This is a genomic window from Streptomyces sp. NPDC059092, from assembly GCF_042756365.1.
Classification (GTDB): Bacteria; Actinomycetota; Actinomycetes; order Streptomycetales; family Streptomycetaceae; genus Streptomyces.
The window spans coordinates 1-21,528 of the sequence record NZ_JBHZEJ010000092.1; the positions used below are offsets into that span (position 1 = coordinate 1).

Genomic DNA, 21,528 nt, shown 5'->3' on the forward strand with positions numbered 1-21,528 from the left:
CGAGTACGAACGGGACTTCTGGCAGAGCCTGGAACAAGTCCCGCAGTCCGCCTGAGCCAAGATCACCGGACTCTACGAAACTCAGTACAGCTCAATGTCCTACTTCAGCGGAGCGTAGTCAGCACCAAGTCAGCACCGCACCGCCAAGTCAGCCCGAACTACGCGTCCCGGATAGCACTCCTTTCGACCACCTTCGAGCCCCTGAACCGCCCTTCCGTGAGCCGTCATGGTGGCTGCACGTATAATGTGACCCTGTCCCGCTGACCACTCCACAGCCGTCTGCTGGCGCAGCCCAAGCAGGCCCATTAGCCACATCGGATGTTGCAGGGTTTTCCTGCTACCGAGGGTCGGGCTTGAATGCCTGCCGGCTGTGCACAAGCAACTCACGCACCGCAGGGCTGTGCGCGCTCTTCCAGATCAGGGCGAGCAGGGCGGGTGTTTCGACGTCGTCGACAGTGCGGGCGGTGAGCCGGTCGTGATGGCTCGCGGCCATCGAATCGCTGAGGATGGCGACGCCGAGTCCGCGGGCGGCGAGGTCGGCAATGGCATCCGCGGCGCTGGCTTGCAAGGCGATCGCGGGTCGGAGGCCCTGTGCGGCGCAAGCACGGTCGAATACTGTGCGCAGGCCGGTGCCGGGTGGCATGCACACGATCGGGTGCGCGACCACGTCGCGCAGAGTGACCCTCCGATGTTTCGCCAAGGGGTGCCCGGCCGGAACTGCTACGACGAGCCGCTCACTAATGATCGTCAACGCCTCCAGCTCGTCGGGGGTGGCGGTTGCGGTCCCGATGAGAGCCAGGTCGACGGTGCCGGCGCGCACCCCCTCGACGAGCCGGTCGGAATTGTCCTCCACCAGTGAGATCTCCACCCCGGGATGCGCCCGGTGGAACACGGAGAGTGCGTCGAACAGCGGCGTGAGGGTGCAGCCGATGACCATCCCAACCATGAGCCGACCCCGGATCAGCTCGGTCACCTCACCCACCGCCTGGCCAACCGCCCCAGCCGCGGCGAGCGCCGCGCGGGCGTGTTCGAGCGCAGCCTTTCCGGCAACGGTAAGGGTGGCAGTGCGCGCCGACCGGTCGAACAGCTCGGCACCCAGTTCACGTTCCAGCTGGCGGATCTGAGCACTGACGCCGGACTGGCTGATGTGCACCCGCTCGGCCGCCCGCGTGAAGTTCTGTTCTTCAGCGACGGCGATGAAGTATTCCAGCTGCCTCAGCTCCATGACTAGAAATTCTAGCTTCCAGTAGATCCATCTGTTGGACTTCTGATTATCGGGCGACCACGCTAGGAGGCACCGAAGCCCGACGTTACGGAGGAACCATGCCGGAATACGAGAAGGCCATGCGCCCCGAAGACATCACCCGCTTGTTCGTTGAACGATCCAACGCCGGTGACGCGACTGGGGTCGCCGCACTCTACGAAGAGGATGCAGTGATGGCCTACCCGCCCGGTGACCGGACGGTGGGCCGGGAAGCGATTCGTACGCTATGGGAGAAGGTGCTGGCCAACCGCCCCCACTTCGAGCCGGAACAACCACTGCCGACGCTGATCAGCGGCGACATCGCCCTCACCTCGACCCCGCCGAAGGACGGGGTCGGCGCCCGGGCGCAGGTCGTCCGGCGCCAGCCTGACGGAAGCTGGTTGCGCCTGCTCGACCAGCCCGAGTTCGTCCCACCCACCCGCTGAACCCGTCCACCGTCCCGGTGGACGAGCCATCCGATGAGACCACCCGGACGAGCTACAGCAATGGCCCCCAACTCGCCGTCGCGGACAGGTAGTCTACGAATCGTCGCAGTTCAGAGCCAGTTCACAAGCTCCTGCGGTCGGTAGGGTCGACGAGATCCACAACAGCTCGCTCACCAGTCGCACCGGCACCGAAGTCGCCGACACCCTCAAGTACTTCTCCGAGCGCATCCCGGCCACATTCGTCTACGCCGGCATCGACGTCGAGCACAGCACTCTGCTCACCGGCACCCGAAGGGCCCAGACCGCCGGACGCTTCACACTGATCCCCTCTCACCCCTTCCCCTGTAACGCCGAATGGAAGGGCCTGGTCAGGACACTGGAGAAACCCTGCACCTGCGCAGTCACCGGACGGGCACGCTCGCCCGGCTCGCCCGGTTCCTCCACGACCGGACCGGCGGGATGATTGGCGCGCACTCGCACCAGATCCGTGCAGCCGCGATCGATGCGATCCTCAGCAGCACCGAGAAGATCACCAAGAAGGGCCTGGAGAACATCCCCGGCGACGCTGCTGGTCACCGGGGATGTTCCACAGCCTGTTCTCCAGGAGATCCGATCATGGCCATCACGCCCGACCGCGCCGCTGAGATCCGCGATCAGCACATTGCCTATCCGCGTGCCGCGTTCGACCGCGCGATCCCGCTGCTCGCCCACTCCGCCGGACGGGAAGCGGTCACCGGCCCACGGTACTCAGACCTGCCGATCGCTGCCGCCGACGAGGTGCGGTGGGCAGACAGCGGACTTGAAAGGCGCGCAGGCGTTCAGGAGCTCGTCGGCGTCAGGTCCTGCAAGCCCACCACCCGCAGCAACTGCAAGCGCTGGTATGACTCCGTGCCCGGGCGGGCCGTGTGGATGACGAGCTGCTGGTTGTGGTCGGAGTTGACGAGGACCTCGCAGTCGAGTTCGAGGATGCCGATCGCAGGGTGCCGGAAGCGTTTCGTGGCGGCGCGGCGTACGGCGACCTCGTGTTCGTCCCAGAGGCGGGCGAACTCCTCGCTCGCGGAGCATAGTTCGGCGACGAGGGAGGAGGGTTCGGGGTCCGTGGGGCGGGCCGAGGCCACCGCTCGCAGGCCGGCGACCTGCTCGCGGGCGCGCTCGGGGCGGTCCTCGGGCGGGAACAGCTCCTGGGCCGCCGGGTCCAGGAAGAAACGGCGGATCATGTTGCGTCCTTGAGGCGGGCGGGCGAGGACGTCTCCGCTCAGCGCCCGTGACAGCGCGTTCTGGGCCAGGACCTCGCCGTAGTCGGTCACCACCATCGCCGGGGTGTCGTGCAGCCGGTCCAGCACCAGGAGCAGGCCCGGACGCACGTACGTGCTGATCGCCTCCCGACGCGGCGGCTGTTCACCGGTGAGGTGGAAGAGGTGGTCGCGTTCGTCCTCCGTCAGGCGCAGGGCGCGTGCCAGCGCGGTGAGCATCTGGCGGGACGGGATCGGGCCCCGGGACTGTTCCATCCGCGTGTAGTAGTCCACGGACATACCGGCCAGCTGGGCCACCTCCTCGCGGCGCAGCCCCGGCGTACGGCGGCGGGCGCCGGCCGTGAGGCCCACGTCGGAGGGGTCCAGGCGGGCGCGAGCGCGGCGCAGGAAGTCGGCGAGTTCGCTTCGGTTCACCTCTCCAGGGTGCGGGAGGCCGGCCGGCTTATCCAGGGACTCCCGATCCCCTGATGAAGAGGTCTCTCCCGATCGTTCCCGCATCCGCCGAGGCTGGTCATCAACGACAGGCGACACAGTGCGTGAGGAGCACATCATGCTGACTTTGGTGACTGGTACGACGGGACAGGTCGGACGCCGCTTCGTGCCGCGGCTGCTGGCCCAGCGGCAGCCGGGCGAGCAGGTGCGAGTCCTGGTACGGGATGCAACCCGCGGTGAGCGCTTCGCGGAGCTGGGCGCCCAGGTCGCCGTAGGAGACATGCGCGACGAGGAGACACTCGGCAAGGCGCTCGTCGGCGTGGACGCCGTCGTGAACGTCGCCGCCTCCTTCCGCGGGGTGCCGGACGAGGAGGCGTGGGCCGTCAACCGGGACGCCGCGGTGGCCCTGGGCCGCGCCGCGCAGGCCTCCGGTGTGGAGCGGTTCGTGCAGGTCAGCACGGGCAATGTGTACGGCGTCGGACGGGGCCGCCCGCTGACCGAGGAGGACGAGAGCCGACCGGGCGGCGAGATGTGGGGCGCCTACCCCGAGTCCAAGGCCGAGGCCGAGCGTGAACTGCTCGCGCTCAAGAGCCTGGACGTACGCATCGGGCGGCTCCCCTTCGTCTACGGCGAGGGCGACCCGCACCTCGCCAACTCCTTGCATTGGGCCGTCGGTTGGGCGCCGCACCAGCGCCTGCAGATGGCCCACCACGCGGACGTCGCCCAGGGGCTGATGCGTTTGCTGTACGCGCCGGGCATCGCCGGCCGGATCTACAACATCGCCGATGACGCCCCTGTCACGACGGTCGATCTGTACCAGCTCAACGGCGTCGAGGTGCCCGCCGGGCTCCACGAACTCACGGATCCCGACCCGTGGTTCGGGATCATGTCCAACCAGCGCATCCGCCGGGAGCTCGGCTTCCGGCCGATCTATCCGAGCGCCTGGACGGCCCGGGACGCCGGAGCCCTGTGACGGTCACCACGCGAGGTTGCTCCACCCTCTGATCCGCCTCACCAACACCGTCCCCCGCCACGCCGATCACGACCGCCACCAGGTAAGGCGCCACGGCCGAAATCACGGCACCGGACAACGGAACACTCGGGTTCGGTGTCACCGACAACACCGTGCCGGAACAGACGTGGCTGCGGCTGGTCGGGCCGACGGGCGGCACCGGAACCCTGCTCACCCTCGTGACCAAGAACAGCAACGACGTCGCGTACGACACCGGGCTCACCCCCGGTACGAAATACACCCTGACGGTGACGCCCGATGCCCCGGTGACCGGCGCGCTGTCTCTCCGGTTCTCCGCGCCCGCCACCCAGGACCTCTCCGCATCGGGCACGGCCGTCACCGGTGAGATCGACCGGCCCGGGCGCCAGCTCCGGTACACCGTCCAAGCGGCGGAGGGCGACGGCGCGGCGGTCATGTTCAGCGGTTCCCCCCTGACCTCGTGGCCGCACGTCAGCCATCTCGCACCGGGCGCAACCAGCGAGGTGACGCTCGGGTCGGTGGGTACCGCGGGCATCGGCCTGGCCCCGCGGGCTCCGTCGGCCGGTGGCACACACTACCTGTACGCGCGGCCCCTCTATCCAGCCACCGGCAAGCTGACTGCGGCGCTGATACCGGACGTGGACGGCGGGACACTCACGGTGGGAGGCGGCACCCGGCCGGTAGGAGATCACCACTGCGGGATGCCACGGCCACTGTGCCTTCACCGGGGTCAAGGGCCAGAAACTCACGCTCAACTACGGTCAGCCGCCCTCGGCATGGGCCCTCTCCGTCCGGACCCCGACCGGCACCTGGCTGGAAAACGCTCGCACGATGAGCGCCACGACGCTTTCGTACACGCTGGCCGCGCTTCCGGTGGACGGCACGTCACGGCGACGGTCGACCCCCGAACCACCTGGCGATGCCGGCCCGGCACGCGGATGGCACCCTCAAGTGATCAACGCACCACCCTCGGATGCGGCGGAGTCATGACGGTCATGCGTCCGCCATGTCCTCCTTGTGGCGGAACAGGGTCCGGTATTCCTGAGGGGAGGTGCCAAGGTGCCGATGGAATGTGGCCCGCAAGGAAGCGGGAGCGCCGAGACCGGACAGGCGGCCGATCTGCTCGACGGGCACGGTGCTCGCCTCCAGGAGTTCGCGCGCCCGGTCGATGCGTGCGTCGGTCAGCCAGGTCATGGGCGGAGCGCCGGTCTCCTCGTGGAAGCGGCGGATCAGCGTCCGCCGTGACATATTCGCGCGTTCTGCGAGGTTGCTGAGGGTCAGGGGCTTCGCGAGGTTGTCGAGCATCCACTCCCGCAGGGGTGCAAGTGTGTCTCCGCTCGCTTCGGGACGGAATTGTCCGATGAACTGTGCTTGGCCTCCCCGTCGCCGTGGCGGCGCGACAAGATCACGCGCGTGCGTATTCGCCGCCGCAGCGCCGCGGTCGGTGCGGATCAGGTGCAGGCACAAGTCAATTCCCGCGGTCACACCGGCGGACGTGAGGATGTCGCCGTCGTCGACGTAGAGCTGATTCGGCAGGACATCGACGTGTGGGTAGCGCTGACGCAGTTGCTCGGCGTGACGCCAGTGTGTGGTCGCGGGGCGCCCGTCGAGCAGCCCGGCTGCGGCAAGGGCGAAAGCCGCGGTGCAGATGGAGACGAGCCGGGCGCCTCCGGCGTGAGCTGCGCACAGCGCCGCCAGAAGCTCAGCCGACAGGGCTGCGTCGATGTCCTCGTAACCCGGAATGATCACGGTGCCGGCGTCATCCAGCGCCTCTAGGCCGGCCGCGACGGTGATCGCGAAGCCGCACCCCGGCACCAGGCCGGTGTCGGTGTCACCGCACACGGTCAGCTCGTAGTGGGGGTCCATCGCGAAGATCTGCGTCGCGGTGCCGAACTCGAGCGGGAGCACACCGGGCAGTACGAGCACTGCGACGTGGTGTCTGTTTGTCATGGTGGCACGATTCTAGCGCTTGATGGCATCCGTGCCACTTTTCGCAGGAGGTCCGGACTCGTAGCGTCGAGTTCATGACCGAAACCCCCGCCCTCTCGGGAGGCTGTCGAACGAGGTGCTCGCTCTTCCCGCCGGGCCGCTGGTGCGGGCAAGCCTCGCCGCGGCACGTGCTGCGGTGCAACCGTCTGTGCTCAACCACAGCATTCGCGGTTTCTACTGGGCCCGTCTGTTCGCCGCCCACAAAGACCTCCTGAACGACGCGGACTACGACGAGGAACTCCTCTTCGCCGCCCATGTGATGCACGACCTGGGAACAGGCCCCGACGCACCCGGCCGGCTCCGGTTCGAGATGGAAGGCGCTGACCTTGCCGCCGCAGTGCTGACCGGTATCGGAATTCCCGCCCGGGACGTCGACCGGGTCTGGGAGGCCATCGCACTTCACAGCACTCCGCAGATCCCCGAACGAATGGGATTGCTGACCCGTCTCACCTACGAAGGCATCTGGATGGACTTCGGCAAACATTTCGACCTCGCGGCCAGGGAACAGGAGCAGATCCATTCCGCCTACCCGCGGCTCGGGTGGGTCCGCCATTTCGCCGACGAAGTTATCGCCCACGATCCCGCTCCGAGACCGCCGCGCCCCCCTACGCCCTCGCTTACCATCTGGCGCGCGAGCGGGAGGCGGATGGAGTCACCACCATGGAGCGTGGCATAGCCAGTGGCCCGTGGGGGAAGTAGGCGAAGAACCGGAATCGTGAGACGCCGTCGGCACACTTCGTTCAGAATTGCCCACCGCAAGTTCACGGAGGCGGTTCTGCGCCTCCATGCATTTTTCTGTATCCCGGGCTTTCGTGTGAAAAGTTCCCGGGCTGTACCACGAGAATCGGAGTTGAGTATGTCTGGTTTTTCTGAATTCACTTTCCGGGGGCAGTCGGACTCCAGTGAACCGGCAGCCCGGGAGATCATCACCAGTTCGATTCCCGTCAGGACGATCGCCATCTATTGCTTCGATCCCCGCGCGGCCGATGCTGCGCAAGCCGTGTCCGATCACTTCGGTGACGAAATCTATCCTGGCGACCTCATTCTCGACGAGGCGGGCAGAAAGACAGGTTCTACGGCGACGGTGTTCCCTCTCATCGTCGGGGGTGGACGTGCAACGGACGCTCTGCGCTCGATCACGGTCTCCCAACACCTCTTCGGAATCGAGCGGGTTGCCGTCGTGCACCACTCATTCTGCGGCGCCACCTCCTTCACGGCGGAGGGGATCACCGCTGCATGGAAACATGAGCATCACGCCGACATCTCGTCGTTGTACGACTGGGACGGAATCTCCATCACCGACTTCGAAAAGTCACTCAACTACGACGTGAGTCTGATCCGCAACAGCCCGGGAACTCCGAAGCACATCGAGATCTACGGCCTTTTCTACGACATCGGTTCCGGCGAGCTGACCGAGGTCGTTCGCGATGTTCCCGCCGGGTCCGCGTAGTAATCCGTACGCGGGTGCGGCGGGAGGGTGACCTCGTGGACTTCGGCCGCACCCGCGTTTGGTTTCGAGCCGGGGATCCGATGAGCCAAGAGCCAGGCAATGGTGGCTCGGATGGCCGATCCAGGGCATCGGGACATACGCTGGTGCATGGGGTACGCGACCGGGTTCCCGAACCGGATGGTTACCGGGGGACACGATGAGCAGTTCAGACGCAGGTCCCGGAGTCTCTGAGGACCTGGCATATCCGACCCTCAGCCAACGGCAACTGGTTCATTTGTTCGATCTCGGCGTTGTCGAAGACGTCACCGCAGGTCACGTCATACACCGCATTGGTGATAAGACATACGATCTTGTCGTCATCGACGACGGTGAGGTCGAGGTGGTGCGCGAGGCGACAGCCGACGCGCCCGAAGAGGTGATTGCGACATTCGGCCCCGGTGCATTTCTGGGCGAACTCGGCCTGCTCACGGGGCAGACTGTGTTTCTTTCTGCGCGGGCCGTTCGCAGCAGCCGAATATACCGGATTTCCGCAGAGAATTTTCGCAACCTCATGGAGACCGAGGCGGAAATCGCGGACATCATATTGGCAGCCTTCAGGGCTCGCCGTGCAATCCTGAAATACGCGGCGGCCCAGACCATCGAAATCATCGGAAGCTCATTCTCTGCTGAGTCGATGTCGCTTCGAACGTACGTTGCCCGACTGGAGCTGCCTCACTCCTGGTTGGACGTCGATACTTCCGAAGCGAAATTTCTGATGGACGTGTCAGCACTCTCCGTCGACGACTTGCCGGCAGTTCTTCTGCCTGGAGAAAAGCTGGTGAAGGCCACTCCGGCCGAACTGGCCACAAAACTTGGCCTCTCTTATCGCAAGGGCCGGAGCGCGGACGTTGATCTCGTGGTCGTCGGAGGCGGTCCCGCAGGGTTGGCGGCAACCGTCAACGGTTCCTCCGAAGGGCTCGCAACGGTCATGTTGGACACTGTTGGGCCTGGTGGACAGGCAGCAGCCAGCTCGCGCATCGAGAATTACCTCGGATTTCCCCAAGGGCTCAGCGGAGCAGAGCTGACCCGACGTGCATCGGCGCAGGTGCTGAAGTTCGGTGCCAATATCTACAGCCCTAGCACGGTAGTGGCCATCCGGACGAGTGGTGATCGACTCACCGTTCTCCTCTCCGACGGTGTTGAGATTCCCGCCAGGGCCGCCATCGTCGCCACGGGGGCACGCTACAGGTCGCTCCCCATCGACCGTTGGAATGAGTTCGAGCACGCCGGTATTTACTATGCGGCGACGGAGATGGAGGCGCGCTCCTGTGCCCGAAAAGAAGTGGCCGTCGTAGGCGGCGCCAACTCGGCCGGACAGGCTGCCCTTTTCCTGGCCGGTCGAGGGTGCATGGTGAATCTGGTGGTCCGGGGGGAAGATCTTTCCGCCCGCATGTCCTCCTATCTGATAAATAGGATTTCTGTCCACCCTCGGATTGCGGTGCATGCGTCGACAGAAGTCACAGAGCTTCAAGGAGGAGCTTCTCTTGAAGCGATTCGGCTGACGAACTCGTCACATCACGAAGAAACTGTGGTGTCATGCTGTGGACTGTTCTGTTTCATCGGTGCATACCCGGCTTCTGGCTGGCTGAACGGATGTTGTTGTACCGACGGAAAGGGATTCATATGCACAGGAAGTCACATCCCCGATGAGAATCTAGGGCGGCAGTGGGAGATACTCGGGCGTGATCCACTTCCATTTGAGACAAGTGTTCCGGGTATTTTTGCGGTCGGGGACGTGCGCTACGGGTCCACCAAGCGCGTAGCCGCCGCGGTCGGTGAAGGGGCGAGCGCCATATCTTCGGTCCACCAGGTGATCGGTGCACGGTTGTAGCGTTCGACGTCACCTTCTGGCCAGGTGCTGCGTGACCGTGCCCACGACAGATTCCGGGAAAGTCATGAAACATAACCTTCTGGTGATCGGGGCGACCGGCCAGACCGGTGGCGACACCGCCGAACTGCTGCTCCAGCGCGGGCACCGCGTCCGCGCACTGGTCCGCCGAGTCGATGAGCGCTCCGAGAGGCTTGCCGGCCTCGGGGCGCAGACCGTGGAGGGCGACGTCCTCCACCTCGGCTCCCTGGCGGAGGCGACGAAGGGCATCGATGCCCTGTACTTCACCTATCCGATCCTTCCGGGCCTGATGGACGCGACGGCGAACGTGGCCCTGGCGTCGGAGGAGAACGGGGTCCAGGCGATCGTGAACATGTCGCAGGTCTCCGCCCGCCGCGATTTCACCCGTGCCCGCGACGTCGGGCACTACGCACGCGCCCTCGGATACTCGCCGCGCACCCTGACCCGGGCCGCGGTCGCCGCCGCGGGTGTCGGCGCCAAGGAGTTCATCGACCGGCGCGTCGTGCTGGAGGGCAAACGCCTCCTCGCCCACGGCGACGAACCCGTCGCGGGCATCGGGGCCCGTCTCGGCTTCCTCGACACCAGCAACTTCGTCAAGTACTTCGTCCAGCGCACCGGCACCACACCAACCACCTTCCGCAGCCGGTACCGCCCGGCCCGGGCCGCCCGCTGAAGCCGTCGGCCGAAGTCGTAGGACAAGGCGCGGTGCGCTCCCTGGTCCGATCGCTCACACATCGGCGGGAGTCGCCGACGCACCCGGCGGGACGAGGACCGCCACCTGGTGCTGATCGATTCGTCGGCATCGTGACCCGATCCTGGCGGTGTACGGCACTCGGGCCACTTCTCGTCCTTGCCCCACCCTCATACGGTCGCGGCATGAACGACACATTTGCCCTGCCCACGAGCCGGCTGGCCCATGCGAGCCTCGACCTCGTACAGAAGTCGGAGAGCACGCCGATCGCCGACCACAGCATCCGCAGTTTCCTGTTCGCCCGCCTGTTGGCCGAGCAGGAAGGCTGCCTGAACGACGCGGCCTACGACGAGAACCTGCTCTTCGCCGCCTGCGTGATGCACGATCTGGGGCTGGGCACCCTCGCGGCCGGCCAGGCCCGCTTCGAAGTGGAAGGCGCTGATCTGGCGGCATCCGTGCTGACCGAGCACGGCATCGCCGCGGCGGATGCCGACCGGGTGTGGGAAGCGATCGCCCTGCACTCCTCCCTCGGCATTGCCCACCGGCGCGGACTGCTGACCTACCTGACCCACAAAGGTGTCTTCACCGACGCCGGCCTCTTCACCGACCTCGATGCCGCGATGCTCCAGCCGATCTACGCCACATACCCCCGACCCGCCGACGACCGCTTCGTCCAGGACGCGATCGTCGAACATGCCGCCCGCTCCCGGGCCGCGGCACCGCCCTACTCGATCGCAGCCGAGCTGCTGCGCCGGCGACGGGCCGGCGAGTGAATTCCGGGCAGCCGAGCGTCCTCGCCCTCGGATCCATCGGCCAGGTTTCCGAGATCGCGGACACCATCGCGTTTGCCGCCTCGGGTCGCACGTCCTGCATCACCGGGACGGAGACTTCGGTCGACGGGCCCGTCCTGGACGACCTCATTCTCGTACTCATGGCCAACAAGGGGATCCACGCCACCCAGGTCGCGGCCTCCCGACGCTTCGCAGGGCCGGCGATCCGGGCGTTCGAAGCCTGCCCTCACCACGCACCGCTACCACCAGCACCGAACAGCGCCTGACCGCCGAGGCGAGAGCCGGGTCATCGAAGCTGGCAACAAGGCGGTGAGCAGTACGGTCGTGCGCACCCTGCGCACCCTGCGCACCCTGCGGATCCCGGCGCCTGGCAGCGTGCCCGAGCCCGAGTCGGCCGACATCGCCCCGGCCGGGGCCTCGACGGGCCGGCTCCGATCAACGCCGGTACAGGCCGCGTACACGTCCCGGTGACATCCAGCCCCACTCCGCGAGCCTGTCAGCACGGTCGGCACCATGCCGGTCAGGAAAGCGACGAGGCGGGCCTGACGCAGGAACAGGTGGCCGAGCGGTCCGGGGCCGGCGTGCGCACCATTCGCCGACTGGAGAGCGGCGGGTCCACGAACCGCCGCACGGGGAAGGTGTATCTGCTCGCGGACGCCGTCGGCCTCGGAGCCGGGGATCGCCGCCACCTGGCAGCCACCATCGCCGTGCCGCGCGGCGGACCCGCCTTCGGAGCAGCCGTATCCGAACCGGAGCCCCAACCGGGCCACGTACCCGATCCGTATCCCGGCCCGCCTCCGCCGCCCTGCCCGGTGACAGCCTGGCGGGGCCCGTCGGCCACGGCGCCACCTCGCAGGGCCGCTCCGCGGGCAGCGCGACGACTGCGCACCGGCCGTCGTCCCGCTCCCCAGGGACGTCCTGCCGATCGGCCCGGCACGATCGGCCGGGCGGTTCCTGGGGCCGACGCCCTCTGACCTCGGAGGCGTAACGCCCGTGGACGCGGCGGCACGGGCAGTGGGCGTCCCATGGCGGCCGGTCACAAATGGCCGGTGGCATGACCTGTCCCATGAGCGGTCAGGGCACCAGCATCAGGGCATCCGGACGGCGGCTCCACGTCCCGCCGCGCGCACTTCTCGACAAAGGGATCCCGATGACGCCCCTCCGCCTCACCGCGTTCGGCACGGCCCTCGCGTTCGCCGCCCCGCCGGCCACCGGCGCGGCGCGCGCCGACGCACCGACCGCGGGTCCTACCCCCGTCCTCCGGAGGAAGAGCCATGCCCGAACCGTCCTGCCCGGACCGCCGGCCCCCGGTCCCGTGCCGTGCCGTTCTCAGGGCCGGCGGCGGCCTCGCCCTCGGCCTGGCCGGCGCCGCACCGGTCGCCCCCGCCTGGGCCGCGCGGCGCGGCACGCCCCTGTGCGACGGGCCCGGCGACTCGGCCGCCGCCCAGGGCGTGACCTCCAGCGACCTCGGCATCCCGTACCACCGTGAACACGACGGCACCTGGGGCTATGTCTTCGGCGACACGTGGTCCGGCACGCGGCAGTACGGCGACTACCTCGGCTCGCCGCTGATGCCGTGCCGGCCGGGCTTCGACGCCTCGGGCGCGACCCCCGTCTCGTTCACCTGGGCGATGCCCACCGGCGGCCAGGCCAGGCGACTGTTCGCCTACCGGACCGACGCGGACAACGGGTTCGGTCACGAAGTCAGCAGGATCCCCGACGACTGCGTCGAGTTCGGCGGGCGCACGTACATCCAGTACACCTCCGTCGGCACCCGGGAGCCGCCCGCGGGCCACGACGGATCCCTGATGTCCGGCGTCGCCTACACGGACGACCACGGTGCCACCTGGCGCTACCGCCCGTACCACTGGGCCGGCAAGCGCATCCGCGACCGGTACCGCATGAGCTACTTCGACATCACCGACCACTCGATCCGCACCAGGACCGCGGCGCCGCCCGACGCCGTGTGTGGAGCGCGCCCAAGCAGCAGATCGTCGGTGACAACCTGCTGCCGCCGGGCCACCGGGGCAAGCCACAGGTCCCCGACCTGTACGGCGGCCACATCCACCCGGGCAGCGCGAGCCCGGCCTCGCTGACGCTCATGGTCTTCCAGTGGCCCGGCGCTCTGCACCAACCGTCCTACCGGGTACCGCAGTTCGATGAATTCAACGCTTAGCGGACAGTCCGCTCAACCCCATCTTCCCCTTCCGTTCAAGGCTCTTTCCTCCAGACCTGAGGAGAACAGAATGAAGCACAGCGAGAAGCTGCTCCCCACCGTCATCGGCGCGGCGGTCGCGGCGTTCGTCATGCTGCCGACGGCAGCGGCACACGCCACCCCGGCCGACGAGCACCCCGCCACGCGCACGGCGCTGAACACACTGCAGGCCGCCGCGGGCCCCGGCGCCGCCGTCCACGCGGGCGACGGCACCACGTCCTGGACGCTGTCCGCCGGGACCGGCACGATCAACACCACCAAGTCCATCCAGTCCGACGAGCACTTCCGCATCGGCAGCCAGACCAAGACCTTCACGGCTGCGACCGTCCTGCAACTGGTCGACGAAGGGAGGGTCTCGCTGGACACGGACATCGACACCTACCTGCCGGGCACCGTCACCGGCAACGGCTACGACGGCACCCGCATCACCGTGCGGCACCTTCTCCAGCACACCGGCGGAATCGCGGCCTACGACCCGATGGTCTCCCTCGGCCTGGCCGAACCGGACGGCACGTACAAACTGGCCACCCTGGTGAAGGAAGGTCTGAAGCGGTCCCCGGTCTCCGCGCCCGGCGCCGGCTTCACGTACTCGAACACGAACTACCTGATTCTGGGCATGCTCATCGAGAAGCTGACGGGCGCGCCGGTCCACAAGGCCGTCACCAGCCGGATCATCGAGCCCCTCGGCCTGGCGCGGACCGTCTTCCCCGCCCCCGGCAACCGCGCCCTGCCCGCCCCGGCGGTGAACGGCTACCACGGCGTACGCATCGGATCGTTCTACTTCTGGACCCCGGTCATCTCCTACGACCCGTCCGTCTTCAGCTCCGCCGGGGCGATGATCTCGACGCTGGAGGACCTCGGCACCTTCTACCAGGCCCTGACGGCCGGACGCGTCGTGTCAGCGGCGGCGCTGGAGGAGATGGAGAAGGCCCCGGACGTCACCGGCGGCATCTACGGCCTCGGAGTCTTCAGGACCGCCCTGTCGTGCGGCGGCGAGGCGTGGGGGCACAACGGCGGTGTTGCCGGTTACCACTCCCAGACCCTCGTCACCAAGGACGGCCGGCGTGCCTCGGTGATGACCAACGCGTTTCTCGGTACCAATCCACCGGCCCAGCAGATGGCCACGGTGCTGGACACGGCTCTCTGCGAGGACCAGAGCTGAGCATGTCGGCGCGCTGCCGTCGCCGTGCGACACCTGGCACGCCGGCTCGCGGCGTCGCCGCAGTTGTCGTCCGCCCGGAGTGAGCGGCGCTCCGCCCGCTGTCCGCGTGGCATCCGGTGCCGTCCGGATGCCACGCCGCCGGCCCACATCCTCACGGCACCGGGACCGAGGTCAGTCGGCAAGAAGCCCCCCCCCGAAAGTTCGACGACGGATCTCCCGCGCAGGACACCGGCGCATAGCGTTCCCTATGTGTCACCTCAGGGCTTGGCCGAGGGCGCCGAGCGCCTGGACAACGTCGAGGGCGTCGGCGATTCCCTCCAGATTCCTGCGAGACGCCGTGAAACCGGGGCGACCGACGGGAGCCGCTGAGTGCACTCGCGGCGTGCGAGACACCTCGCTGGAGTCGAGCAGCGCGATGTCGCCACCGCAAGCCCGCGGGCGCCGACGATCCGTGAACTCGAAACCAAGGCAGGGCCCTCGTTCGTCACGGGCGGTCGTAGCGGTGCGTGAAGGAACGCCCCGGGCACCTGTGGCACTCGAAAAGGCACACACCACCCAGTTCACCCAGTACCAGGCCCGGTCCCTCGTGGGGCGTTGGCCCTCTTCGGCCGGGGTCCGGGCATACCGGGACACGGCGTCGGTCTGCGCCCGCGCGGACCGACGACTCGCCACCCGGCGCCGGTGGACGGTTGTCACCCCTGAGGCGCACGGTCAGCGAGGTCCGTCTCGGGACCTGCGTGACGTGGCAGGTGAACGCACTACTCTCAGGTCGGCGTCCCGGCATGCCGGAACAGCCCTGGGCCCGTGGGCGGGACCGCCGCAGACGCGAATGTTGCAACCTCCGCCCCCGTACGTCACGCTTCCAGCGGAATCCGGCCGCCCCGGCTCCTTACTCCTCACTGCTTACAGAAGGTCACCGTCATGAAGAACGAGCGGGAATTCTTTTCACCGGACACCATGCAGTGGCGCACCGGGCCGCAGCCCGGGACCGCCGAAAGGATTCTGAGCAGGGACGAGGCTGATCCGGAGGTGCTGACCCGACTGGTGCGCTGGGAGCCCGGCCTCGACACCTCGCTCTCCGGCGTGATCCGGCACGAGTGGGTCGAGGAGGTCCATCTGCTCGAAGGCGACCTGCACGACCTGACCCTCGATCAGACCTTCCGTGCCGGAGACTTCGCGGCCCGGCCCCCGGGCATGGAACACGGCCCGTACCGGACAACCGGAGGCTGCGTGATGTTGGAGATCCGCTACCGGCCGTAGAGCGTGTGCCGACTTCCGGTCCCCGGCGGAGGCTACGCAGCCGGATGACCGCGCCGTGTAGGCGGAGTCCGGCGAGGTAGCTGGTCGGGGACTTGTCGTAGCGGGTGGCGAGTCCCGCGCCGCTCCTTGAGCCCATTCCGGCCGATCCGCGTCGGGTCGGGCGGGAGGGCGGCCGGCGGCTCCGGATTGCTGTCCCACACGGTCATCTCGCGGGCGGCGGCGATGTCCTCGCTGCCCCCGATCTCTCCCTCCACCTGCCCGAGTGGCGCCATGTCGACCACCCCGGAATGGTGATGACCGACGTGCACAAGCCCACCCTCGTACTCCTGCGCAGGGACCCCCCTGACGGTCGAGGCCGGCTGGAAGTGGATCCGCACGCGTACCGCACCGGATCCCGCACTCTGCCGGCCCGGGCCCCGCCGCCCGCGCAGCCGTGACCTCCGACGGACACCCGATCGGGTGAAAAGCGGGCGGCGGTGGGGCACTTCACGACATAGTGGGTTCCGTGGATTCCGTTGACCATTCCGCCTATCGCGTCCCCACCGGCAGGCCCTTCTTGCTGAACGAGCTCTACTCCAGGCTCGCGGGTGTCGGGGAACTCATCGGCGCGCTCCAGGTGCCCGCCGACCCCACCGAGTACGAGGAGATCGCCGACAGCCTGTACGCGCTGTTCAACGTCGCCCGGAACCTGGCCCCGGACCGCAACGCGACCGGCTGCGATCTGCATCCGAAGGGCGCCGTCGACACCGAAGCCCCCGCCGGCTGGGGACGCTGCCTCCTGTGCAACAGCCACCGCCGCACCGGCCGGCCGGATGTGAAAGCGGCACCCCGGACCCCGCGCCACAACTGGGCCGTCCCGCCCCCGCCCTACGACCACGCCGTCCTCGCGCAGACCATGGCGCAGATCAATGACCTGGCGGCGGAGATCAACTACCGGTCCGAGGACGAGACGTTCGTGCATCTGGGCGATCTCACGCACGCGGCATTCGTCGTCGCCCGGGAACTCTCCCGCCCCCGCAACAGCTCGGGATGCGCCCAGCACCCCGGAGCTCCCGTCGACCCCACAGCCCCTGGCGGGCCCCAGTGTCTGTTCTGCCAGGGCCAGGCACGACGCCGGCAGAAAGGACCGCCCACCGTGGTCATCCGCCCCAGCCGGCCCGTCCCCAGATACGAACGACGCCGCATGCCGCGCCCGCCTTCCCCGCCCGGCAACGGCTGAAACCGGGCCGAACGCCACCGCCAGGCCGACACCGTCCACGTACAGGCGCTCCGCCGGGGCGGCGCGCCGCGCGTGTTCTGGGCGCAGGAAGCGGTGGAGGAGGGCCTGTCGCTTGGTGGCGCGGTCACCTCCGACGACGTGGTCCTTCCCGGCGACGAGGGCGTCGACGCCCTGCTCGGCAACGAGCCTCTTGTCGTTCTTCCGGCCTTTGCCGATGGCGGTCTGTCCCATGCCGGCGCGGGCGTGGAAGTCGCTGTCGGTGGCGCCCGGCAGCAGCGCGGTGACGGTGACTCCGCTGCCGCGGAGCTCTTCGCGCAGGGACTCGGCGAAGGAGTAGCCGAACGCCTTCGAGGGCCCGTGGACGGTCTCGTAGGGGGTGGGTGTGGTGGCGGGGAATGGACGAGGTGATCAGGATGCGGCCCCGGCCGCGGGCCGGCGTGCCGGGCACCACGCGCTTGGCGAGGTGGACGATGGCGTTGATGTTCAGGGCGATGGGGTTGGGTTCCTCCTCCAGGCCGGTGTCGGTGGCGAAGGCGCCGCCGATGCTGACGCCGGCGTTGAGTACGGCGATGTCCAGGGGCCTCGCGATCGGCTGGACCTGCTTCCAGAGGTCTTCGACGCCGTCGTAGGTGCCCCGGGTCCGCGCGGAACGGATGGACGGTGGCGCCCAGGGCGCGAAGTTGTTCGGAGATGGTGTCCACGGAGTCGCTGCGGCCGGTGCCGATGATGTCGTAGCCGCGGCCGGCGAGTTCCCGGGCGATCTCCGTGCCGATGCCGTTGGAGGCGCCGGTGACGAAGGCCGGCGGCCGGGGTGCAGTGGGCGGGGGCATGGTGGTTCCTGCCATGCCGAGGTGTCGGCGAAGCCGGGGTGGGCCACGTATTGCTCGACGTCCCGTACAGACGACAGGCACAGCGCGCCCCCAACGGTGGGGACGGTCTTCGCGATGCTTCGGGAAGGGCCGGGGCAGCCGCCTTCCCGCAGACGGCCGGGGTGGCCGCCGGCCTTCTCCGGCAGCGCGTGCGGTGGCGACCCGTTGTCAGTGTGCCGGAGGTCAGCCGCCGATGAAGTGCTCGGCCTGCTCGCGGGTGGTGTGCAGTTTCCAGTAGTCGAGAGCGATCTCGGAGGGCGCGCGGTGGGGGACGCCTGCGGGGGCGTGAGCGCCGATCATGAGGTTGATGGCCACGTTGGCCACGTAGATGCCGTCGACGGCGAGGGTGTTGTGGAGGTTGATCGCCCAGTTCCGCTGCCCGGCCTGGGCGATGTTGGCGTCGGCGAGCATCGGGTACGGGTTGATCGCGCCGCCGCCGGTGGTGAACAGCAGAGTGCCCGCCTTGGCCTCAAGCATCCCGGGGAGCACCGCCCGGACGGCCGCGACCGCGCCGAAAAGAAGGGAGTCGATCTGCGGGCGCAGGGTGTCGACGGTGACGTCCTTGGGCGAAGTCAGGGCCAGGCCCGCGTGGGGTGAGAACTCCAGGACGTCGATCCGTCCGAACCGCCCGGTCGCGGCCTGGAGCGCATCGGTGAGCTGGGCGGTGTCGCCCGCGTCGGCGGGGAAGCCCTCCGCGGTGATCCCGGCCTCGGTGAGTTCGATGACCAGGGCGTCGAGCTTGTCCTTGTTGCGGGAGACGAGGGCGACGTCGAAGCCGTGGCTTCCGAAGACGTGGGCTATGGACAGGCCCAGTCCCGGGCCGGCTCCGACGATGGCGATGGTGGGCATGCGAACTCCTTGCAGTAGGCGGGGTGTTCCCGGACGGCCGGGCGATGGATGAAGGGGCGTGTGCTGGGGGAAGCCGCGTCACCTACCCACCGTCAGTCCTGGTCGGCCGGCGAGATGGCGTCGGAGGGCGCCCAGTCGGTGGGGCACGGTGCGTCGAGCGCGCCGAGGATGCGCCGGGAGGCGGCGCCGAGCTGACGCTGCTGCGCCTTGGTCAGCGGGTCGAAGACCAGGCCGCGCACGGCGTCGACGTGCACGGGCGCCGCGGCGACGACTTTGCCCATCCCCTCGTCGGTGAGGGTGGCCAGCGTGGATCGTCCGTCGGCGGGGTCGGGGTGGCGGTGCACCCAGTCGCGCTTTTCCAGACGGATGACCACGTTGGACAGCCGGGAGAGCGAGCTTCCCGCGTACTGGGCGAGCTCACTCATGCGCAGGGTGCGCCCCGGTGCCATGGACAGCGCGGACATCACCACGTAGTCGAAGTGGGCGATGCCCGCGGCCCGCTGCATCCGCGTCTCCAGAGCGGCCGGCAACTGGGTCAGCACATAGGCGAACGCGTACCACTGCTGCTGCTCATCGCTGTCGAGCTGGCGCGGCCCGCTGGCCTCACGTTCCTCTTCCATTCCTCCACCATACTCCAAGCATGGAGCGAATGGTCGACCTGTTCACTCTTAGCTTGAAGTGATGAGAGGGTGCAGTCGTTCCAAGCTTGAAGTGGATGGATGGGTGAGGGCCGATGAGTGTTTCCCCCGCGCCGTCGCGATGTCGGCGCAGGGTTCCGCGCCGACATCGCGGAGGGCCGCCCGGGCGTCCCGCTGCGCCTGCGGATCACGGTGCGGGGGGAGGACGCCGCACCCGTCGGGGGAACGGTGGTCGACGTGTGGCACTGCGACGCGCTGGGCTACTGCTCCGGACACCTCGCGCACGACCCCGACACCTTCCCCGACCTCGACGGGTCGGGCCATGTGCCGCCGAGCGACGACTCGCGGTTCCTGCGAGGACGTCGGCCCTCCGCGGCCGACGGCGTCGCCGAGTTCGCCACGGTCTGTCCGGGCTGGTACTTCACCCGCAGCATCCACATCCACGTCGGACGCGCCGCCACCGTCCGGCGGACCGGCCTCCTGCGGGCCCTGGTCTGGGCCTCGCGCGGAGTACGGTTCCCGGCACGCGCCGCGCTGTTGACCTCACTCGCCCCGCGCCGCGCGTACTGCGGCCGGGCCGGGCCTTCGGCCTGGAACGCGTCGGCGGCAACCTCGGCTCGGTCGGCGGACCACTGCTCGCCGCGCTGCTCGTCTCCCTGGCCGGAATCCGCGGAACCCTGTGCTTCGCCGCGCCGCCGGGCCTCCTCGCGGCCGTGCTGGGTTCGCTCTGCTGCTCCTGGTGGGATCTCGCCTGATACGGCGCATTGGTCTACTCCAAGCGCTCCCGTCCCTGTACCCTCATCCGTAGCCAGTAGCACACAATCCCCCCACCCAGGTTGCGCGCTGGCGCGGGCGACACCCACACCACTCTGCCCCAAGCAGCCGGGTCACCCCCATTCGCCGCCTCCAGGAGGCTCACGGTGAAAATTCGCACCAGAAGCTCGGCGATCGTCGGCACCATCTGCCTCGTTGCTTCCCTCGCCTTAACCTCGGCCTCCGCCGACGAGCCGGCAGCCCCACACCGGGCGGCGGAGGTCGTGCTCAAGGAAGTGGCCAGAGCCCAGAATCCCATCGCCGGCACCGCCGGGCCCGGTGACACGGTCTGGATAGCCGAACGCGCCGGCACCGTACGGGTTCTGGACGATCAGGGACTCGGTGAGCCCGTCCTCGACATATCCGACGAGACCACCACCGACGGTGAACGCGGCCTGCTGGGCGTCGCGTTCGACAAGGAGTTCGCGCACTTCTACATCTCGTTCACGAACCGCGAAGGCACCAGCACCGTGGACGAGTTCGCCGTGCGGGACGGCGGGATCCGGCCGGACACCCGGCGCACCGTCCTCACCCAGACGCAGCCGTACGCCAACCACAACGGCGGCGACATCCAGTTCGGCCCCGACGGCTACCTCTACATCGCGTTCGGCGACGGCGGCGCGGGCGGCGACCCGCACGGCAACGGGCAGAACCTCGACACGCTGCTCGGCAAGCTGCTGCGGATCGACCCGAGTGGCGGCGAGCCGTACGCGATTCCGCCGGACAACCCCTTCGTGGGGGTGCCGGACGCGAAGGACGAGATCTGGGCGTACGGGCTGCGCAACCCCTGGCGGTTCTCCTTCGACGCGGGCACGGGCGACCTGCTGATCGGTGACGTGGGCCAGAGCGCGTGGGAGGAGATCGACTGGGCCCCGGCGGACAGCAAAGGCGGCGAGAACTACGGCTGGTCCGCGATGGAGGGCAACCACCCCTTCCGGGGCGGCACGGAACCCGCTGACCACGTGCCGCCGATCCACGAGTACGACCGTAACGGGCTGGGCTGCTCGGTGACCGGCGGATACGTCTACCGCGGCGCCGCGATCCCGGACCTCCAGGGGCAGTACCTGTTCAGCGACTACTGCGACGGCACCGTCCGAGCCCTGCGGGTGGAGAACGGCAAGGTGACCGGCGAGAGCGACCTCGGGGTCAACGGCGGCGAGGTCATCTCGTTCGTGCAGGGAGGAGATGGCGAGTTGTACGTGCTCGGCATCGGTGGCGGCGTCTCCCGCATCGACCCGGCGTGACCACTACGGGATGAAGGAGCCATCGAGCAGCGATTCGGCCAGGTCGGTGCGCCAGGAGTGCCGTTGAGGTCACCTCGCTGTTCCG

23 protein-coding genes and 1 pseudogene are annotated in these 21,528 nt (G+C 68.4%); 16 read left to right on the forward strand and 8 right to left on the reverse strand.

What is annotated here, in order from left to right; all coding sequences use genetic code 11:
- Positions 1 to 337: 337 nt before the first annotated feature.
- Positions 338 to 1,225, reverse strand: coding sequence for a LysR family transcriptional regulator (locus ACFXPL_RS33840; RefSeq protein WP_384926893.1), 888 nt, complete (start codon positions 1,223 to 1,225; stop codon positions 338 to 340).
- A gap of 98 nt (positions 1,226 to 1,323) precedes the next feature.
- Here ACFXPL_RS33840 and ACFXPL_RS33845 point away from each other — a divergent pair, with 98 nt between their 5' ends.
- Positions 1,324 to 1,689, forward strand: a complete 366-nt coding sequence (locus tag ACFXPL_RS33845; protein WP_384926895.1) for a YybH family protein — start codon at positions 1,324 to 1,326, stop codon at positions 1,687 to 1,689.
- A gap of 330 nt (positions 1,690 to 2,019) precedes the next feature.
- On the opposite strand, the gene ACFXPL_RS33850 is transcribed toward ACFXPL_RS33845, so the two are convergent.
- Entirely contained in the window at positions 2,020 to 2,400 is a 381-nt protein-coding gene (locus ACFXPL_RS33850; RefSeq protein WP_384926897.1) for a hypothetical protein, read from the reverse strand.
- A gap of 107 nt (positions 2,401 to 2,507) precedes the next feature.
- Positions 2,508 to 3,356: a helix-turn-helix transcriptional regulator gene (locus ACFXPL_RS33855; protein WP_384926899.1), complete on the reverse strand. Its 849-nt coding sequence runs from the start codon at positions 3,354 to 3,356 to the stop codon at positions 2,508 to 2,510.
- A 136-nt stretch (positions 3,357 to 3,492) separates the two neighbouring features.
- On the opposite strand from ACFXPL_RS33855, the gene ACFXPL_RS33860 reads away from it, so the two are divergent.
- Positions 3,493 to 4,347 (forward strand): NAD-dependent epimerase/dehydratase family protein, encoded by an 855-nt coding sequence (locus ACFXPL_RS33860; RefSeq protein ID WP_384926901.1) that lies wholly within the window; start codon positions 3,493 to 3,495, stop codon positions 4,345 to 4,347.
- Positions 4,348 to 5,358: 1,011 nt separating this feature from the next.
- Here ACFXPL_RS33860 and ACFXPL_RS33865 read toward each other — a convergent pair.
- The gene (locus ACFXPL_RS33865) at positions 5,359 to 6,315 is read right to left on the reverse strand and encodes a GlxA family transcriptional regulator (protein WP_384926903.1); all 957 of its coding nucleotides are present in this window, start codon (positions 6,313 to 6,315) and stop codon (positions 5,359 to 5,361) included.
- A gap of 115 nt (positions 6,316 to 6,430) precedes the next feature.
- Between ACFXPL_RS33865 and ACFXPL_RS33870 the strand changes: the two genes are divergently transcribed.
- The 13 genes from ACFXPL_RS33870 to ACFXPL_RS33930 all read left to right on the forward strand — a co-directional run bounded on the left by ACFXPL_RS33870 (position 6,431) and on the right by ACFXPL_RS33930 (position 17,030).
- The gene (locus ACFXPL_RS33870) at positions 6,431 to 7,030 is read left to right on the forward strand and encodes an HD domain-containing protein (RefSeq protein WP_384926905.1); all 600 of its coding nucleotides are present in this window, start codon (positions 6,431 to 6,433) and stop codon (positions 7,028 to 7,030) included.
- A gap of 180 nt (positions 7,031 to 7,210) precedes the next feature.
- Positions 7,211 to 7,804: a carbonic anhydrase gene (locus tag ACFXPL_RS33875; RefSeq protein ID WP_384926907.1), complete on the forward strand. Its 594-nt coding sequence runs from the start codon at positions 7,211 to 7,213 to the stop codon at positions 7,802 to 7,804.
- Between the two features lie 196 nt (positions 7,805 to 8,000).
- Positions 8,001 to 9,674 (forward strand): FAD-dependent oxidoreductase, encoded by a 1,674-nt coding sequence (locus ACFXPL_RS33880; protein ID WP_384926909.1) that lies wholly within the window; start codon positions 8,001 to 8,003, stop codon positions 9,672 to 9,674.
- 64 nt (positions 9,675 to 9,738) lie between these two features.
- Positions 9,739 to 10,365: a helix-turn-helix domain-containing protein gene (locus ACFXPL_RS33885; protein WP_384926911.1), complete on the forward strand. Its 627-nt coding sequence runs from the start codon at positions 9,739 to 9,741 to the stop codon at positions 10,363 to 10,365.
- Between the two features lie 203 nt (positions 10,366 to 10,568).
- Positions 10,569 to 11,156, forward strand: coding sequence for an HD domain-containing protein (locus tag ACFXPL_RS33890; RefSeq protein ID WP_384926913.1), 588 nt, complete (start codon positions 10,569 to 10,571; stop codon positions 11,154 to 11,156).
- Positions 11,153 to 11,440: a hypothetical protein gene (locus tag ACFXPL_RS33895; protein WP_384926915.1), complete on the forward strand. Its 288-nt coding sequence runs from the start codon at positions 11,153 to 11,155 to the stop codon at positions 11,438 to 11,440. Before ACFXPL_RS33890 ends, ACFXPL_RS33895 begins: the two co-directional genes overlap by 4 nt.
- Positions 11,441 to 11,483: 43 nt before the next feature.
- Complete coding sequence (locus ACFXPL_RS33900) at positions 11,484 to 11,645, forward strand: hypothetical protein (RefSeq protein WP_384926917.1); 162 nt, start codon at positions 11,484 to 11,486, stop codon at positions 11,643 to 11,645.
- Positions 11,642 to 12,148: a helix-turn-helix domain-containing protein gene (locus tag ACFXPL_RS33905; protein ID WP_384926919.1), complete on the forward strand. Its 507-nt coding sequence runs from the start codon at positions 11,642 to 11,644 to the stop codon at positions 12,146 to 12,148. Before ACFXPL_RS33900 ends, ACFXPL_RS33905 begins: the two co-directional genes overlap by 4 nt.
- A 300-nt stretch (positions 12,149 to 12,448) precedes the next feature.
- Complete coding sequence (locus tag ACFXPL_RS33910) at positions 12,449 to 13,270, forward strand: DUF4185 domain-containing protein (RefSeq protein WP_384926921.1); 822 nt, start codon at positions 12,449 to 12,451, stop codon at positions 13,268 to 13,270.
- 150 nt (positions 13,271 to 13,420) lie between these two features.
- The gene (locus ACFXPL_RS33915; protein WP_384926923.1) at positions 13,421 to 14,551 is read left to right on the forward strand and encodes a serine hydrolase domain-containing protein; all 1,131 of its coding nucleotides are present in this window, start codon (positions 13,421 to 13,423) and stop codon (positions 14,549 to 14,551) included.
- A gap of 921 nt (positions 14,552 to 15,472) precedes the next feature.
- Positions 15,473 to 15,811 (forward strand): cupin domain-containing protein, encoded by a 339-nt coding sequence (locus ACFXPL_RS33920; RefSeq protein WP_384926925.1) that lies wholly within the window; start codon positions 15,473 to 15,475, stop codon positions 15,809 to 15,811.
- Positions 15,812 to 15,915: 104 nt separating this feature from the next.
- On the forward strand, positions 15,916 to 16,248 hold the full coding sequence (locus ACFXPL_RS33925; RefSeq protein ID WP_384926927.1) for a hypothetical protein: 333 nt from the start codon (positions 15,916 to 15,918) through the stop codon (positions 16,246 to 16,248).
- 68 nt (positions 16,249 to 16,316) lie between these two features.
- Complete coding sequence (locus tag ACFXPL_RS33930) at positions 16,317 to 17,030, forward strand: hypothetical protein (protein ID WP_384926929.1); 714 nt, start codon at positions 16,317 to 16,319, stop codon at positions 17,028 to 17,030.
- A 124-nt stretch (positions 17,031 to 17,154) separates the two neighbouring features.
- On the opposite strand, the gene ACFXPL_RS33935 is transcribed toward ACFXPL_RS33930, so the two are convergent.
- From ACFXPL_RS33935 to ACFXPL_RS33950, 4 genes and pseudogenes are all read right to left on the reverse strand, one after another.
- Positions 17,155 to 17,685, reverse strand: a complete 531-nt coding sequence (locus ACFXPL_RS33935) for an SDR family NAD(P)-dependent oxidoreductase (protein ID WP_384926945.1) — start codon at positions 17,683 to 17,685, stop codon at positions 17,155 to 17,157.
- A 43-nt stretch (positions 17,686 to 17,728) separates the two neighbouring features.
- Positions 17,729 to 17,875: pseudogene (locus ACFXPL_RS33940) on the reverse strand (SDR family NAD(P)-dependent oxidoreductase); the annotation flags it as partial.
- Between the two features lie 207 nt (positions 17,876 to 18,082).
- The gene (locus tag ACFXPL_RS33945; RefSeq protein ID WP_384926931.1) at positions 18,083 to 18,748 is read right to left on the reverse strand and encodes an SDR family NAD(P)-dependent oxidoreductase; all 666 of its coding nucleotides are present in this window, start codon (positions 18,746 to 18,748) and stop codon (positions 18,083 to 18,085) included.
- Between the two features lie 92 nt (positions 18,749 to 18,840).
- Positions 18,841 to 19,368 carry a MarR family winged helix-turn-helix transcriptional regulator gene (locus tag ACFXPL_RS33950; protein WP_384926933.1) on the reverse strand — a complete coding sequence of 176 codons (528 nt, stop codon included), beginning with the start codon at positions 19,366 to 19,368 and terminating at the stop codon, positions 18,841 to 18,843.
- A 938-nt stretch (positions 19,369 to 20,306) separates the two neighbouring features.
- On the opposite strand from ACFXPL_RS33950, the gene ACFXPL_RS33955 reads away from it, so the two are divergent.
- Positions 20,307 to 21,443 (forward strand): PQQ-dependent sugar dehydrogenase, encoded by a 1,137-nt coding sequence (locus ACFXPL_RS33955; RefSeq protein ID WP_384926935.1) that lies wholly within the window; start codon positions 20,307 to 20,309, stop codon positions 21,441 to 21,443.
- Positions 21,444 to 21,528 lie beyond the last annotated feature (85 nt).